This is a genomic window from Pseudomonas sp. R4-84, from assembly GCF_054130985.1.
The window spans coordinates 5,437,311-5,452,621 of record NZ_CP096390.1 but is presented as its reverse complement, the minus strand read 5'-3'; the positions used below and the strand labels follow the sequence as shown (position 1 = coordinate 5,452,621).

Here is a 15,311-nt window from a genome sequence, read left to right as displayed (position 1 = left end):
TGTTGCAATGACCAGAAAGGAGTTCGTCACCGACATGCCCGCTGCGCTTGATTCACCCAGCGACGAATCGCTGCTGGCCCGCTACCGAGATGGCGACGGGGCTTGTTTCGAAGCCCTGTATGCCCGCCATCGCCAAGGGCTTTATCGGTTCCTCGTGTCCTTGAGCAACAAGGCCGAACTGGCCGAGGAAATCTTCCAGGACACCTGGCTCAGCCTGATTCGCAGCACGACCCAGCCACAAGGACGGGCGAGTTTTCGTACATGGCTGTTCCAGATTGCCCGCAACCGCTTGATTGACCACTGGCGCAAGCATGGCGTCCACAACCCGTTGCACGACAGTTATGACGAGCAACTGCATGTCCAGCCCGACGACACCGGCGGCCCCGAGCAACAACTGAGCCTGAGTCGCGACCAGGCGCGTCTCGACGCCGCGTTGCAGGCCTTGCCCGAGGATCAGCGGGAAGTCTTCCTCCTGCGCCTGCATGGCGACCTGGAACTGCCGCAGATCGCCGCACTGACCGGCGCCCCACTGGAAACGGTGAAAAGCCGCTTGCGTTACGCCCAACAGAAATTGCACCGGCTGTTGGCCGAGGAGGTACCCGCATGATCGACCCCAAACACGCTCCGGATGCAGACGACAAAATATTGATCGAGCATTTGCGTCAGCACGCCAGCGGCGAACCGCCGGCCTCGCTAGACGCCTTTATCCTGGCCACCGCCCGACGCGAAGCTCCGGCGCCCGTGCCAAGCCTGTGGCAGCGCTGGTTGCAAGCTTGTCAGCGGCCACGTTGGCAGATGGCATTCGCCACGGTCGCCGGTGTGGCGCTGATGATCGGCCTGGTGCTGCGCTCACCCCTGCCTCACGATGAGTTGGCCGCACCCGCGTCGATCGAGTTTTCTGCCGACCAGCAAAAGTCAGCCGTCGCCGCCGCAGCACCGCCGGCCATGCCCGCCCCGGCCCCGATCGCCCGCATGGCGCCCCAGGGCGAGCTGGCCCGAGCCCCGGCCAGCCCTGTGCAATTGTTGGCGGAAAAGCCAGCGACGAAAATGAGCAAATCCGCACCCGCGGCACTGCCATCGCTGGAGCAGGGCTTGATGGAAATCCTGCAATTGCGGCAGGCAGGAGATAGCAAGGCCGCTGATGAAAAACTGCTGGCGCTGCACAAACGTTTTCCCAAGGAGGACTTGCCGGCGCGGTTGGAGGCTTTGCGCAAGCGTTGAGAAGATGCCAGCTCCCTCGCCACAGGCAGCAAAAACAAAAAACCCGCACGGGGCGGGTTTTTTGAAGCTCGTAGACTGTCCGGGACAGGTCTAGCTTTTGGTATGGCGCACCAGGCGGGATTCGAACCCACGACCCCTGCCTTCGGAGGGCAGTACTCTATCCAGCTGAGCTACTGGTGCAACGCGGGCGCCATGATACTCATAAGCATGGCGGGCGTCCATGCTGCTGATTTGCCGTTTGTTTCTGCCTCGCTCGGCGGCTGTTGGCTACGCTGATCAGAAAAAACAGGCAAATGCGGCTTTTTCGTTCTTTTTTTCGAACAGCCTATTGTCCTGCAACCCCATCGGCCCTAGGATTCGTTTGAGATTTCAAACGCTCTTGTCTGGGTGCTGAACCGCACGTCTATGCTTATGTGCGTTATTTCTGTGCTTCAGCCCGGTGGATGATTTCCCTGACGGCAGCCCCTAAGGCGCCTTTCTACAACTCTAATTCGCTCCGCGCGCGCGCGGTGCTGTTAAGGAAAGCCGACATGCAGCTTAAAGACACCCAGTTGTTCCGCCAGCAAGCCTTTATCGATGGCGCTTGGGTCGATGCGGACAATGGTCAGACGATCAAGGTCACCAACCCGGCTACGGGCGAAGTGCTGGGCACTGTGCCAAAGATGGGCGCTGCCGAAACCCGTCGTGCGATCGAAGCCGCCGACAAGGCGCTGCCGGCCTGGCGTGCGTTGACCGCCAAGGAGCGCGCCAACAAGCTGCGTCGCTGGTACGAATTGCTGATTGAAAACCAGGACGATCTCGGTCGCCTGATGACCCTTGAACAGGGTAAGCCGCTGGCCGAAGCCAAGGGCGAAATCGCTTACGCCGCCTCCTTTATCGAATGGTTCGCCGAAGAAGCCAAGCGCATCTACGGTGACGTGATTCCCGGCCACCAGCCCGACAAACGCCTGATCGTGATCAAGCAGCCGATCGGCGTGACCGCTGCCATTACTCCATGGAACTTCCCGGCTGCGATGATCACCCGCAAGGCCGGCCCGGCCCTGGCCGCCGGTTGCACCATGGTCATCAAGCCCGCTTCGCAAACCCCTTTCTCGGCCCTGGCCCTGGTTGAACTGGCGCACCGTGCCGGCATTCCGCAAGGCGTGCTGAGCGTGGTTACCGGCAGCGCAGGCGATATCGGCGGCGAGCTGACCAGCAACCCAATCGTGCGCAAGCTGTCTTTCACTGGCTCGACCGAGATCGGCCGCCAGTTGATGGCCGAATGTGCCAAGGACATCAAGAAGGTTTCCCTGGAACTGGGCGGCAACGCGCCATTCATCGTGTTTGACGACGCGGACCTGGATAAGGCTGTCGAGGGCGCGATCATTTCCAAATACCGTAACAACGGCCAGACCTGCGTCTGCGCCAACCGCCTGTACATCCAGGATTCGGTGTACGACGCGTTTGCCGAGAAACTCAAGGCAGCGGTTGCCAAGCTCAAGATCGGCAATGGCCTGGAAGACGGCACCACCACCGGCCCGTTGATCGACGAGAAAGCGGTCGCCAAGGTTCAGGAGCACATCGCCGATGCCGTTGGCAAAGGCGCGACCGTGCTGGCGGGCGGCAAGCAGATGGAAGGCAACTTCTTCGAGCCGACCATCCTGACCAACGTGCCGAAAACCGCCGCCGTGGCGAAGGAAGAAACCTTCGGCCCGCTGGCGCCGCTGTTCCGCTTCAAAGACGAAGCCGAAGTGATCGCGATGTCCAACGACACCGAGTTCGGCCTGGCCTCGTACTTCTATGCCCGCGATCTGGGCCGTGTGTTCCGTGTGGCCGAAGCCCTGGAATACGGAATGGTCGGCGTCAACACCGGGTTGATCTCCAATGAAGTCGCGCCGTTCGGCGGCATCAAAGCTTCGGGCCTGGGCCGTGAAGGCTCCAAGTACGGCATCGAGGACTACCTGGAAATCAAATACCTCTGCCTGGGTATCTGATCCCGCTTCAAGCGCGAAGGGCACGAGAGCGCTGCCCCTTTGCGCGTTTCACCCGTTCTGTTTCTTGTGGCCGGAACGCTGCGGCAGTCGATCATCGCATGCTGCCGCAGTTGTCTCCCCGCCATGTATTCCTTGAGACACGCCGCCCTGAGCTGCGAATGAGGACTGTAAATGAGCAAGACTAACGCTGACTTGATGGCCCGCCGTACCGCCGCTGTTCCCCGTGGCGTCGGCCAGATCCACCCGATCTTCGCCGAATCGGCAAAGAACGCTACCGTAACGGACGTTGAAGGTCGCGAATTCATCGACTTCGCAGGCGGCATCGCCGTGCTGAACACCGGCCACGTGCATCCGAAAATCATCGCCGCCGTGACCGAGCAGCTGAACAAGCTGACCCACACCTGTTTCCAGGTCCTGGCCTACGAGCCGTACGTGGAACTGTGCGAAAAAATCAACGCCAAGGTTCCTGGTGACTTCGCAAAGAAAACCTTGCTGGTCACCACTGGTTCCGAAGCGGTGGAAAATGCCGTGAAAATCGCCCGCGCCGCCACTGGCCGTGCCGGTGTGATCGCGTTCACCGGCGCTTACCACGGTCGTACCATGATGACCCTGGGCCTGACCGGTAAAGTCGTACCGTACTCGGCCGGCATGGGCCTGATGCCCGGCGGTATCTTCCGCGCGCTTTACCCGAACGAATTGCATGGTGTGAGCATCGACGACTCCATCGCCAGCATCGAGCGCATCTTCAAGAACGATGCCGAGCCACGCGACATTGCCGCCATCATCATCGAGCCGGTTCAGGGCGAGGGTGGTTTCTATGTGGCGCCGAAAGAGTTCATGAAGCGCCTGCGCGCCTTGTGCGACCAACACGGCATCCTGCTGATCGCTGACGAAGTGCAGACCGGTGCCGGCCGTACCGGGACTTTCTTCGCCATGGAGCAGATGGGCGTTGCCGCCGACCTGACTACCTTCGCCAAGTCCATCGCCGGCGGCTTCCCGTTGGCCGGTGTCTGTGGCAAGGCCGAATACATGGATGCCATTGCACCGGGCGGCCTGGGCGGCACCTACGCGGGTAGCCCGATTGCCTGTGCCGCCGCGCTGGCGGTGATGGAGGTGTTCGAAGAAGAACATCTGCTGGATCGCTGCAAGGCCGTTGGCGAGCGCTTGGTGACCGGCCTCAAGGCCATCCAGAAGAAATACCCGGTCATTGGCGAAGTGCGTGCCCTGGGCGCGATGATTGCCGTGGAGCTGTTCGAAAATGGCGACACCCACAAGCCGAACGCCGCGGCAGTGGCCCAGGTTGTGGCCAAGGCCCGGGACAAGGGCCTGATTCTGCTGTCCTGCGGCACCTACGGCAACGTCCTGCGGGTGCTGGTGCCGCTGACCTCGCCGGACGAGCAGTTGGACAAAGGCCTGGCGATCATCGAAGAGTGCTTCTCCGAGCTCTGATTTTCACGAGCGCTGAGCTGTGCGCTGTTCCACAAAAAACCCGCTTCGGCGGGTTTTTTCATGCCCGAGGAAGGGGGCTGATGTTGTTGAGCTGTCTGGAACGGGCGCAATTGTCTAAGGTGCATGTATTGCAAGGGAGCGATACGGCATGACGGCTGTGGATTTACCCGCTGGACCGCGCGTATTGATTGCCGAGGCCGATCCAGCGTCTAGAGAATTGCTGGAGCAAGCGGTGTCAGAGGTGCGTTGCGACGCCCGGGTGCAGACCTGTGGCGAAGGAAAGCAGGCGCTGGAGCTGCTGGCCCATCACCCATACGACTTGGTCATCGCCGACTGGGAACTGCCGGGCGTCGATGGCTTGAGCATCTTGCGCGGTTTGCGTCAGCAGCGCCGCTCCCCCGTGTTGCCATTCATCCTGGTGAGCCAGCGCAACGACAGCGCCAGCGTGCGGGAGGTATTGCCGCTGGCGCCGGCGGCGTACCTGACCAAACCCTTGAATCGGGAAAACCTGACCCAGCGCCTGCAAGGGCTGCTCTTGAGTGGTGAAGACACCTCCAATGCCGCGCCCATCCCAGGACCAGCGCTGACATTGGCGACTTTCCTGGAGCGTCGACGGGATCTGGCCGAAGGCGCGCCGTTGATGACCGATGTGCAAGTGGCGATCAAGCGTAGCCTCAATCCCGGTGGGCTGGATCTGAAACTGCTGGAAGTTGAGATCCGCACCGACCCGCAGATCACCGCAGTGCTGATCGCCGCGGCCAACAGTGCTGCCCAGCACCAGGGCGGCGGCCCCGTACAGACCGTAGCCCAGGCGTTGCACCAGCTCGGTACCGGGCAAAGCATGAATCTGATTCTCGGCCTGACGCTCAAGCGCTGTGCCCGGCTGAGTGTCCCTTGCCTGGCGGACTATGCCGAACGGTATTGGGAATTGTCGCTGCACACCGCCGAGTACGCCCGGACAATGGCCCGCCTGCTCGACTTGGATCAGGAGCGCTGCTATTGCGCCGGCCTGTTGCATCGCTTGGGCGACTTGGCGCTGTTGCGCTGTCTGGAAGAGTGGAAGCAAGCCGGTGGTGAGCTGGATGAGCCCGAGGAGGTCGGGGATTCGCTCGAAGCGTTCGGCGCTGGCTTCGGCTCGGCACTGCGCGCCCGCTGGCGGCTGCCGCTGGAGCTGCGGGAATTGATCGCAGCGGTCTATGGCTTGGGTGGCGGGGTCTATTCCCGCGAGGCGCTGGTGATGAACATGGCCGCGCAGCTGGCCCATCTGCCATCCCAGCAAGGCCTGGAAGAACTGGCTCGGGGCCGCACGGCGCGATTGTTGAAGATCGGGCTGCCGGAATTGATGCGGCTGCGCCGTCAGTAAAACCAGTGCTTAACCCTGTGGGAGCGAGGGGTGAAGTCTGATCAAACTGCGATGATGCGGTTCTTCCCCTGACGCTTGGCCTCGTACATGGCCGCGTCGGCGCGGGAGAACAGGCTGTCGAGGGTCTGGTCTTCGGCGGTGATACCGGTCAGGCCCTGGCTGACGGTGATGCCGAAATTTTGCTCGCCACAGCGGAACGCCAGGCGTTGAATTTCCCGTTGCAGACGTTCAGCGACCTGCAGCGCCATGTCCGGTGGGCAGCCTGGAAACACAGCGGCGAACTCTTCACCGCCGATCCGCCCGAACAAGTCACCGCGCCTGAGCACGCTGCGTCCGCTCTCGGCGATCTTCTGCAATACCGTATCGCCTTCTTGATGGCCGTAGGTATCGTTGATCAACTTGAAGTCATCGATGTCGAGCAGCAGGAACGCCATGGGGGTGCCTTGCAACCGTGCCTGCTCAAATTCACGATGGGCGCATTCGAAGAAGTGGCGGCGGTTGCTGCTCTGGGTCAGTACGTCGGTGGTCGCCAGGCGCTGAAGTTCGCTTTCGAGCAGCTTTTTCTCGGTGATGTCTTCGGCAATGCCGACGACGATCACCGGTTGGCCCGGATCAGCCTGACGGTTGATGAAGCATTTGTCGCTGAGCCAACGAATCTGGCCATCGGCGGCGATGATCCGGTACTCGCGATCTTCGACGGCGCCTTTGACCAGCACTTCCGCCAGGCTGCGCTCGGCGTAGTCCAGGTCGTCCGGGTAGATGGCGTCGCGCCATTCGTTGTAGTCGGCCAGCACCAGGCCCGCAGGCCGGCCGAAAATCCGCTCGTAAGCCGGGCTGACGTACAGTACTTGCCGGGTTTCCCAATTGAATGCCCACAGCACCGCGTTGACGCTGACCAACAGCGAACTGAACAGCTGCTCCCGCTCGCTCAGGCGCGCAACTTCGCCCTGGGCGTGCATCAGCGCCATAAGTGTCTGGGCCGCTTCGGGCCAATGCGGCTGGGATGAATCCTGTAGGTTCTTATCGACCATCGGCACAAATCTCAAGGAACGTGCATTGCTATGGATTTGCACGCGCTCACTCCAAAGCCCGCCAGGATGGCGAAGTGCTCTTGAGATATGGGATTGCTGGCGAAGTTCCTTTTCAGGCGACGAAGGGCGGGGGGATGACGGCTCCCAACCTGTGGCGAGGGGATTTATCCCCGTTGGGCTGCGCAGCAGCCCTGAAACCTGTTGCCTCGGTGTGTCAGAAATAACTACATCGCTGTCTTGGGGCTGCTGCGCAACCCAGCGGGGATCAATCCCCTCGCCACAACAACCTCCCCGCCGCGCACATCGGTGTCAGGCCGTGGCGGGGCGCAGCGAATAGGTTTTGAGCTGGTCGGCGAAGTCGCGCAGGGACTGGATGCCACTGGCTTCCGCTTCGTGGACCCATTCCTTGATGGCGGCGAGCATGTCGTGGCCGTTGCTGCTGGTCTTGACCCAGATCTGCTGCAAGGCCAGGCGTTTTTCGTAGATCACTTTCAACGCCTGGCTATGCTCCAGCATGTTCTGGATACGCACATGGTGGCGGTCGTCCAACAGGCTGGTTTCCCGGGACAGCAGGCGTTTGGCCCGATGAAACTGATGGCGGACCGAGTGATCGACCTTTTCCAGTTCCTGCTTGACCAGCGGCGCGATGACCAGCCGGCGATACTGGGCCATGATCTGGAAACGGTTGTTGAGGATCGCCATGGCGGTGTCCATGTCCAGATGGCCCTTGCCTTCGACCCGGTGGGCAATCGGCGCGACCCGCTGAACCTTCGCCAGGCGCAGGAAGCTGAAGACCTTGATCCAGGCCCAGCCCAGGTCGAATTCCCATTTGCGCACCGACAGCTTGGCCGAGTTGGGGTAGGTGTGGTGGTTGTTGTGCAGTTCTTCGCCGCCGATGAGGATGCCCCATGGCACCAGGTTGGTCGCCGCGTCGCGGCACTCGAAGTTGCGATAGCCCACGGCATGGCCCAGGCCGTTGACCACGCCAGCGGCCCAGACAGGAATCCACATCATCTGGATGGCCCAGATGGTGATGCCGATGGTGCCGAAAAGCAGCAGGTCGATGACGCCCATGATCGCTACGCCCAACAACGGGAAACGGCTATAGAGGTTGCGTTCGATCCAGTCGTCGGGGCAATTCTTGCCGTAGATGCGCAGGGTTTCCGGGTTTTGCGCCTCGGCGCGGTACAGCTCGGCGCCTTTGCGCAGCACCGTGGACAAGCCTTTGACGACCGGGCTGTGAGGGTCATCCTCGGTTTCGCATTTGGCGTGGTGCTTGCGGTGGATGGCCGTCCACTCGCGGGTGTTCTGCGCCGTGGTCAGCCACAGCCAGAAGCGGAAGAAATGTTTGAGACCGGCGTTCAGTTCCAGGGAACGGTGAGCCGAATAACGGTGCAGGTAGACCGTGACGCTGATGATCGTCACGTGGGTCATCAGCAGGGTGACTGCCACCAGCGACCAGGGCGACAAGCCAAGAAAACCTTCGTACCACATAGGCTGTAGGGCCCTCGATAAAAATAGAAACTGCCGTTGCATTATCACCAGCCCGAGGGAGAAAACCAGTCGGCCTTTCAGATAAGAGTGGCAGGATGTTTCTTACTTTATAATCCCCGCAAATTACAGGGACATGGACGGCCGCATGACCAACTCTCAACGCACCGCCATGCGCGGGGCATTGATTTACCTTCTGCTATCCGTTGCCTGGCTGCAGCTGGTTGGTTATTTACTGAGCAGTTTCTTCGATGATTCCGCCGACCGGCTTCGCTGGCAACTGATCAACGGTTATGCCTGGGCGCTGGTCAGCGCCGTGCTGATTTTCATGGCTCGGGTGCGCATCGCGCGTGGTTTGCGCAGGGGCGAGGGCACTGTCGATCGTGAGCGATTGCGCCAGGCCGCCGCCGTCTTCGATTGCACCCGCGAAGGGGTCCTGGTCACGGACCGTCAAGGCCTGATCGTGCATGTCAACCCAGCGTTCATGGCGATCACCGGTTACGCCCGCGACGAGGTGCTGGGCCGTCAACCCAACCTGTTCAAGTCCGGCCGGCATGGCCCGGCGTTCTACCGGGAAATGTTCGCTTCGCTGTCCAGCCGTGGCGAATGGAGCGGCGAAATCTGGAACCGCCGCAAAAGCGGAGAGATCTATCCGCAATGGCAGACCATCCGTGCCGTTGTCGATGACGAGGGCGAAGTCAGTCAATACGTGGCGGTGTTTTCCGACATCAGTGCAATCAAGGATTCGGAGCATGAGCTGGCGCACCTGGCCCGTCACGACCCGCTGACCGGCCTGCCCAATCGCCTGCTTTTTTGCGACCGCACCGAGCAAACCGTGGCATCGGCGCAGCTTCACAAGCGTGGGTGCGCGCTGCTGCTGTTGGATCTCGACCACTTCAAGAACATCAACGATAGCCTCGGCCACGCCGTGGGAGATGAATTGCTCAAAGGCGTGGCCCAGCGCTTTCTCGGGTTGTTCGCGCCGGGCATCACCCTGGCCCGGCTAGGCGGCGATGAGTTCGCGGTGGTGGTGGAAAACTGTTCTCAGCCAGGGCAGGCGGCGGCCTTGGCCAGGCGCATCCTTGATGTATTGAAAGAGCCTTTGCAGCTCGGCGGACAGTCGCTGTTTATCAACGCCAGCATCGGTATCAGCCTGTTTCCCGGCGACGCTCTCAGCGCCGAGCAATTGCTGCGCAACGCCGATTCGGCACTGTTCAAGGCCAAGAGCAGTGGGCGCGATGGGTATGCCTTGTATACCGAAGAACTCACCACCCATGCCCAACAGCGGGTGGAGATCGGGTTCGAGCTGCGACGCGCGCTGCAGCAAGACGAACTGCGCGTGCATTACCAACCGGTACACGACCTGGCGACCAGCCGTCTGGTCGGGGTCGAGGCCCTGGTACGCTGGGAGCATCCCACGCGTGGGCTGGTGTCGCCGGCCGAGTTCATTCCCATCGCCGAGCGTACGGGGCTGATCGCCCAGATCGATGCCTGGGTCATGAAGCAGGCCTGTCGCCAGATGGGGGAATGGCAGCAGGCCGGGGTGGTGCTGTCGTTCGTGGCGGTCAATGTCTCCAGCCGCCTGTTCGCACGTCGCGAATTGTATGAGCAAGTCGCCCGCGTGCTGCACGAGACCGGCCTTGACCCGGCCCTGCTCGAATTGGAAGTCACCGAAAGCGCAGTCATGGAAGACCCGGAAGTCGCGCTGGAACAAATGCACCGTTTGCGCGAATTGGGCGTGCGCCTGGCCATCGATGACTTCGGCACGGGTTATTCATCGCTGCTGCGGCTCAAGCGTTTGCCGGTGCAGAAACTGAAGATCGACCAGGGGTTTGTCGCCGGGTTGCCCTGGGATGAAGATGACGCGGCGATCGTTCGCGTGATCATCGCCCTGGCTCACAGCATGGGCATGCAGGTGCATGCCGAGGGCATTGAACAACAGGAGCAAGCGGCGTTTCTGCTGGGCCAGGCGTGTGAGCTGGGGCAGGGATATTGGTTTGGCCGGCCGGTGGCTGCGTCGCAGTTGGATTGGGATCGGGCGCCGGTGATTGCCTGATCACCAGTGGCATTGATGTTGACTGATACGCCGCCATCGCGAGCAGGCTCGCTCCCACATTGGATTGGCTTTGACCTTGAGATTCGTTTCGACACAGCACTCCAGTGGGAGCGAGCCTGCTCGCGATGGCGTCGGCTCAGCTTGCCTCGATGTCGGTCTATCCCTCAGCGGGCGCCGCCACCCCCTTCGTCTCCAAATGATAAATCTCCGAGGCTTTGGCAGGGAAAAGGACCCACGATCAGATCCATCGTAGGGACGCCAAATTAGAGTTGGTATTTTGGTTATATAAAAATTCTTAAATAGTCTTTTTAAGAATATCCCGCTTTATCTAGTATTGCTCCCACGCCGCAAGCAGTGCCGCCCACTGCCAGGCATTCATACAAGGAGCAGCAGCATGAGCGCATCCCTACGTAGCGTTGACGGCCAGGACGAAGCAACCATCTTGCGCGAGATCCAGAGCGCATTGCGTGACCTGCGCTTTGGCGCGGTGGAAATCACGGTGCACAACGCGCAGGTGGTCCAGATCGAGCGCAAGGAAAAATTCCGCCTGCAGCAACCGAGTCAGAAACCGAGTTAAAGGATCGCCGCCTACGGCAGCTCCGACCGGGGGGCTGTGGCGTGGGCGCTGTCGCAGGCGGCTGATCCTTGCTGCAAGCCATCCGATTCCAGAAGCCATAAAAACCAGAATTCCAGGAGCTTTCACCATGTCGTCGATTCGCCGTTATGCCTTGGCCGCCCTGGCCAGCGCTGTTTTTGCAGGTTCCGCGGTTGCCAAGGATTACGAGCTGCTCAACGTGTCCTACGACCCGACCCGCGAGTTGTATCAAGAGTACAACGCCGAATTCGCCAGTTTCTGGAAGAAAGCGCATCCGGATGACACGGTGAAGATCCAACAGTCCCACGGCGGCTCGGGCAAGCAAGGCCGGGCGGTGATCGATGGTCTGCGCGCCGACGTGGTGACCCTGGCCTTGGCCGGCGACATCGACGAAATCGCCAAGCTGGGCAAATCCCTGCCAGCGGACTGGCAAACACGCCTGCCAGATGCCAGCACGCCTTACACCTCGACCATCGTGTTCCTGGTGCGCAAGGGCAACCCCAAGGGCATCAAGGATTGGGGCGACCTGATCAAGGATGACGTGTCGGTCATCACGCCGAACCCGAAAACCTCCGGCGGCGCTCGCTGGAACTTCCTCGCCGCTTGGGCCTATGGCTTGAAAGCCAACGGTGGCGACGAGGCCAAGGCCAAGGAATATGTGCAAGCGCTGTTCAAGCACGTGCCGATCCTGGACACCGGCGCCCGCGGTTCGACTATCACGTTCGTCAACAACGGCCAGGGCGATGTGTTGCTGGCTTGGGAAAACGAAGCCTTCCTGGCGCTGAAAGAAGACGGTGGCGCCGACAAGTTCGATATCGTCGTGCCGTCGCTGTCGATCCTCGCCGAACCGCCGGTGGCGGTTGTGGACAAGAATGCCGAGAAAAAAGGTAATGCCGAGATCGCCCAGGCGTACCTCAAGCACCTGTACAGCCCGGCCGGCCAGGAAATTGCCGCGAAGAACTACTATCGCCCGCGTGACAAGGACGTGGCCGCCAAGTATTCCCGCCAGTTCCCGAAGGTGGAGCTGGTGACCATCGACAAGGACTTCGGCGGCTGGAAAACTGCCCAGCCGAAATTCTTCAACGATGGCGGTGTGTTCGACCAGATCTATCAGGCGCAGTAAGCTGCAATAGAGCGCATTTCATGTGGGAGCGAGCTTGCTCGCGAAGGCGGTAGTACAGTCAATATCAATGTTGCCTGATACACCGCTTTCGCGAGCAAGCTCGCTCCCACAGGCTCCGCACCCTGTGAGTCTCAACCAAGGACCTTTATGTCGCGTCGCATATCCCCCGTCATACCCGGCTTCGGGCTGACGCTGGGCTACACCCTGGTGTACCTCAGTCTGATTGTGCTCATACCCCTGGCGGCGATGTTCGTGCATGCCGCCCAACTCACCTGGGATCAGTTCTGGGCGATTATCTCGGCGCCGCGGGTGCTGGCTGCCTTGAAGCTCAGCTTCGGCACCGCGCTGTGTGCCGCGATCATCAACGGCGTCATCGGCACGCTGCTGGCTTGGGTGCTGGTGCGCTACACCTTCCCCGGCCGCAAGGTCATCGATGCGATGATCGACCTGCCCTTCGCCCTGCCCACCGCCGTGGCCGGTATCGCGCTGACGGCGTTGTATGCGCCGACCGGCCTGGTTGGCCAGTTCGCCACCGACCTGGGTTTCAAGATCGCCTACACCCCGCTGGGCATTACCCTGGCGCTGACCTTCGTGACGCTGCCGTTCGTAGTGCGCACGGTGCAACCGGTGCTGGCCGACATTCCTCGTGAGGTCGAAGAGGCCGCTGCTTGCCTAGGGGCGAAACCCTGGCAGGTGTTCCGACACATCCTGATGCCGGCGCTGTTGCCGGCCTGGTTGACCGGGTTCGCCCTGGCTTTCGCCCGTGGCGTGGGCGAGTACGGCTCGGTGATTTTCATCGCCGGCAACATGCCAATGAAAACCGAGATCCTGCCGCTGCTGATCATGGTCAAGCTCGACCAATACGACTACACCGGCGCCACTTCCATCGGCGTACTGATGCTGGTGGTTTCCTTCGTCCTGTTGCTGCTGATCAACCTGCTGCAGCGGCGCATCGAAACCCCATAAGGAGGCGCGAACCATGTCCCAATCGTCTATTTCCGCCGCTTCCACCAACGCCGCCCGTCGCGGCAGCGCGACGTCGCGGCGCGTGCTGATTGGCCTCGGCTGGCTGATCTTTGCGCTGTTTCTGCTGCTGCCGTTGTTCATCGTCGTGTCCCAGGGCTTGAAGTCCGGCCTTGGGACGTTCTTCGCGGCAATCTTTGAGCCTGACGCCTTATCGGCGCTCAAACTTACGGTGTTCGCGGTGTTGATTTCGGTGCCGCTGAACCTGGTGTTCGGCGTGAGCGCCGCGTGGTGCGTGAGTAAATATTCATTCCGTGGCAAGAGCATGCTGGTGACGCTGATCGACCTGCCGTTCTCGGTGTCGCCAGTGATCGCGGGCCTGGTCTACGTGCTCATGTTCGGCGCCCAGGGGCTTTTCGGGCCGTGGCTGTCGGATCACGACATCCAGATCGTGTTTGCGCTGCCGGGCATCGTCCTGGCGACGATTTTCGTCACGGTGCCGTTCGTGGCCCGTGAGCTGATCCCGCTGATGCAGGAACAAGGCACCCAGGAAGAAGAGGCCGCGCGCCTGCTCGGCGCCAATGGCTGGCAGATGTTCTGGCATGTCACCGTGCCGAACATCAAGTGGGGCCTGATCTATGGCGTGGTGCTGTGTACCGCCCGGGCCATGGGCGAGTTCGGCGCGGTGTCGGTGGTGTCCGGGCACATTCGGGGGGTGACCAACACCCTGCCGCTGCATGTCGAGATCCTCTACAACGAATACAACCACGTGGCCGCGTTCGCCGTGGCGAGCCTGTTGCTGATCCTGGCGCTCTTCATCCTGCTGCTCAAGCAGTGGAGCGAAAACCGAATCAACCGCCTGCGCGCCAGCGCCGCGGAGGAATAAGTCATGTCGATCGAAGTCCGTAACGTCAGCAAGAATTTCAACGCCTTCCGGGCCCTGGACGACATCAGCCTGGACATCCAGAGCGGTGAGCTGGTGGCGCTGCTCGGGCCATCGGGTTGCGGCAAGACCACCTTGCTGCGGATCATTGCCGGCCTCGAGACGCCGGACCAGGGCAACATCGTCTTCCATGGCGAGGACGTGTCCGGCCACGATGTGCGCGATCGTAACGTCGGGTTCGTGTTCCAGCACTACGCCTTGTTCCGCCACATGACCGTGTTCGACAACGTCGCGTTCGGCCTGCGCATGAAGCCCAAGGGCCAGCGCCCGAGCGAAAGCCAGATCGCGACCAAGGTCCACGAATTGCTGAACATGGTGCAACTGGACTGGCTCGCCGACCGCTACCCCGAGCAGCTGTCCGGCGGCCAGCGCCAGCGTATCGCGTTGGCCCGCGCCCTGGCGGTGGAGCCCAAGGTATTACTGCTGGACGAACCATTTGGCGCCCTCGACGCCAAGGTCCGCAAGGAACTGCGCCGCTGGCTGGCGCGGCTGCACGAGGACATCAACCTGACGTCGGTGTTCGTCACCCACGACCAGGAAGAAGCCATGGAGGTCGCCGATCGGATCGTGGTGATGAACAAGGGCGTGATCGAGCAGATCGGCTCGCCGGGCGACGTTTACGAAAACCCGGCCAGCGACTTCGTGTATCACTTCCTCGGGGATTCGAACCGCCTGCACTTGGGTGAGGACCGGCATGTGCTGTTCCGTCCTCACGAAGTCTCGCTGTCGCGCTCGGAACTGGAAGACCACCACGCCGCCGAGGTGCGCGACATTCGTCCACTGGGCGCCACCACGCGGGTGACCCTGAAAGTGGAAGGCCAGAGCGAGCTGATCGAGGCCGAAGTGGTGAAGGACCACGACAGCCTGGTGGGGTTGGCGAAGGGCGAAACGTTGTTCTTCAAGCCGAAGGTCTGGCAGAAAGTCTCCAACCTTTAAGATCAAAAACATCGCGAGCAAGCTCGCTCCCACAGGGATTTGTGTATGGCGCAGATCCAGTGTGGGAGCGAGCCTGCTCGCGATGGCGTACCCGCCTACGCCCCGATCCGAATCTGAATAACCCCGCTAGGCCTTGCTTCGATTGGTTCTACTTTTAACCTTCCCCT

General features: G+C 61.3%; 13 protein-coding genes and 1 tRNA gene. 11 read left to right on the top strand and 3 right to left on the bottom strand.

Annotated elements, in window-relative coordinates:
- Window positions 1–34 precede the first annotated feature (34 nt).
- Together M1D68_RS24590 and M1D68_RS24585 are read left to right on the top strand one after the other, a co-directional pair.
- Window positions 35–607, top strand: coding sequence for an RNA polymerase sigma factor (locus M1D68_RS24590; RefSeq protein ID WP_434651198.1), 573 nt, complete (start codon window positions 35–37; stop codon window positions 605–607).
- Window positions 604–1,221 carry a hypothetical protein gene (locus tag M1D68_RS24585; RefSeq protein WP_457968716.1) on the top strand — a complete coding sequence of 206 codons (618 nt, stop codon included), beginning with the start codon at window positions 604–606 and terminating at the stop codon, window positions 1,219–1,221. The genes M1D68_RS24590 and M1D68_RS24585 overlap by 4 nt, the downstream gene beginning before the upstream one ends.
- A 103-nt stretch (window positions 1,222–1,324) precedes the next feature.
- Here the strand turns inward: M1D68_RS24585 and M1D68_RS24580 are convergent.
- A tRNA-Arg gene (locus M1D68_RS24580) sits at window positions 1,325–1,401 on the bottom strand.
- 350 nt (window positions 1,402–1,751) lie between these two features.
- On the opposite strand from M1D68_RS24580, the gene gabD reads away from it, so the two are divergent.
- The 3 genes from gabD to M1D68_RS24565 all read left to right on the top strand — a co-directional run bounded on the left by gabD (window position 1,752) and on the right by M1D68_RS24565 (window position 6,006).
- Window positions 1,752–3,194, top strand: coding sequence for an NADP-dependent succinate-semialdehyde dehydrogenase (gene gabD / locus M1D68_RS24575; RefSeq protein ID WP_420767748.1), 1,443 nt, complete (start codon window positions 1,752–1,754; stop codon window positions 3,192–3,194).
- 171 nt (window positions 3,195–3,365) lie between these two features.
- Window positions 3,366–4,643 (top strand): 4-aminobutyrate--2-oxoglutarate transaminase, encoded by a 1,278-nt coding sequence (gene gabT, locus M1D68_RS24570; RefSeq protein WP_420767749.1) that lies wholly within the window; start codon window positions 3,366–3,368, stop codon window positions 4,641–4,643.
- Window positions 4,644–4,791: 148 nt separating this feature from the next.
- Window positions 4,792–6,006: an HDOD domain-containing protein gene (locus tag M1D68_RS24565; RefSeq protein WP_457968714.1), complete on the top strand. Its 1,215-nt coding sequence runs from the start codon at window positions 4,792–4,794 to the stop codon at window positions 6,004–6,006.
- Between the two features lie 41 nt (window positions 6,007–6,047).
- Here the strand turns inward: M1D68_RS24565 and M1D68_RS24560 are convergent, their stop codons facing one another.
- Entirely contained in the window at window positions 6,048–7,037 is a 990-nt protein-coding gene (locus M1D68_RS24560; RefSeq protein WP_420767751.1) for a GGDEF domain-containing protein, read from the bottom strand.
- A gap of 309 nt (window positions 7,038–7,346) precedes the next feature.
- Window positions 7,347–8,531 (bottom strand): delta-9 fatty acid desaturase DesA, encoded by a 1,185-nt coding sequence (desA, locus tag M1D68_RS24555; protein ID WP_420767752.1) that lies wholly within the window; start codon window positions 8,529–8,531, stop codon window positions 7,347–7,349.
- 145 nt (window positions 8,532–8,676) lie between these two features.
- Between desA and dibA the strand changes: the two genes are divergently transcribed.
- The 6 genes from dibA to M1D68_RS24525 all read left to right on the top strand — a co-directional run bounded on the left by dibA (window position 8,677) and on the right by M1D68_RS24525 (window position 15,144).
- The gene (gene dibA, locus M1D68_RS24550; protein WP_457968712.1) at window positions 8,677–10,584 is read left to right on the top strand and encodes a phosphodiesterase DibA; all 1,908 of its coding nucleotides are present in this window, start codon (window positions 8,677–8,679) and stop codon (window positions 10,582–10,584) included.
- A 394-nt stretch (window positions 10,585–10,978) separates the two neighbouring features.
- A complete protein-coding gene (gene oscA / locus M1D68_RS24545) occupies window positions 10,979–11,161 on the top strand; it encodes a sulfur starvation response protein OscA (protein ID WP_030138496.1) in 183 nt (60 codons plus the stop codon).
- Between the two features lie 127 nt (window positions 11,162–11,288).
- Complete coding sequence (locus M1D68_RS24540; RefSeq protein WP_434561330.1) at window positions 11,289–12,302, top strand: sulfate ABC transporter substrate-binding protein; 1,014 nt, start codon at window positions 11,289–11,291, stop codon at window positions 12,300–12,302.
- Window positions 12,303–12,449: 147 nt separating this feature from the next.
- The gene (cysT, locus tag M1D68_RS24535) at window positions 12,450–13,268 is read left to right on the top strand and encodes a sulfate ABC transporter permease subunit CysT (RefSeq protein WP_434608463.1); all 819 of its coding nucleotides are present in this window, start codon (window positions 12,450–12,452) and stop codon (window positions 13,266–13,268) included.
- Window positions 13,269–13,281: 13 nt separating this feature from the next.
- Window positions 13,282–14,151, top strand: a complete 870-nt coding sequence (cysW, locus tag M1D68_RS24530) for a sulfate ABC transporter permease subunit CysW (protein WP_420767760.1) — start codon at window positions 13,282–13,284, stop codon at window positions 14,149–14,151.
- A gap of 3 nt (window positions 14,152–14,154) precedes the next feature.
- Window positions 14,155–15,144 (top strand): sulfate/molybdate ABC transporter ATP-binding protein, encoded by a 990-nt coding sequence (locus tag M1D68_RS24525; RefSeq protein ID WP_181290574.1) that lies wholly within the window; start codon window positions 14,155–14,157, stop codon window positions 15,142–15,144.
- Window positions 15,145–15,311 lie beyond the last annotated feature (167 nt).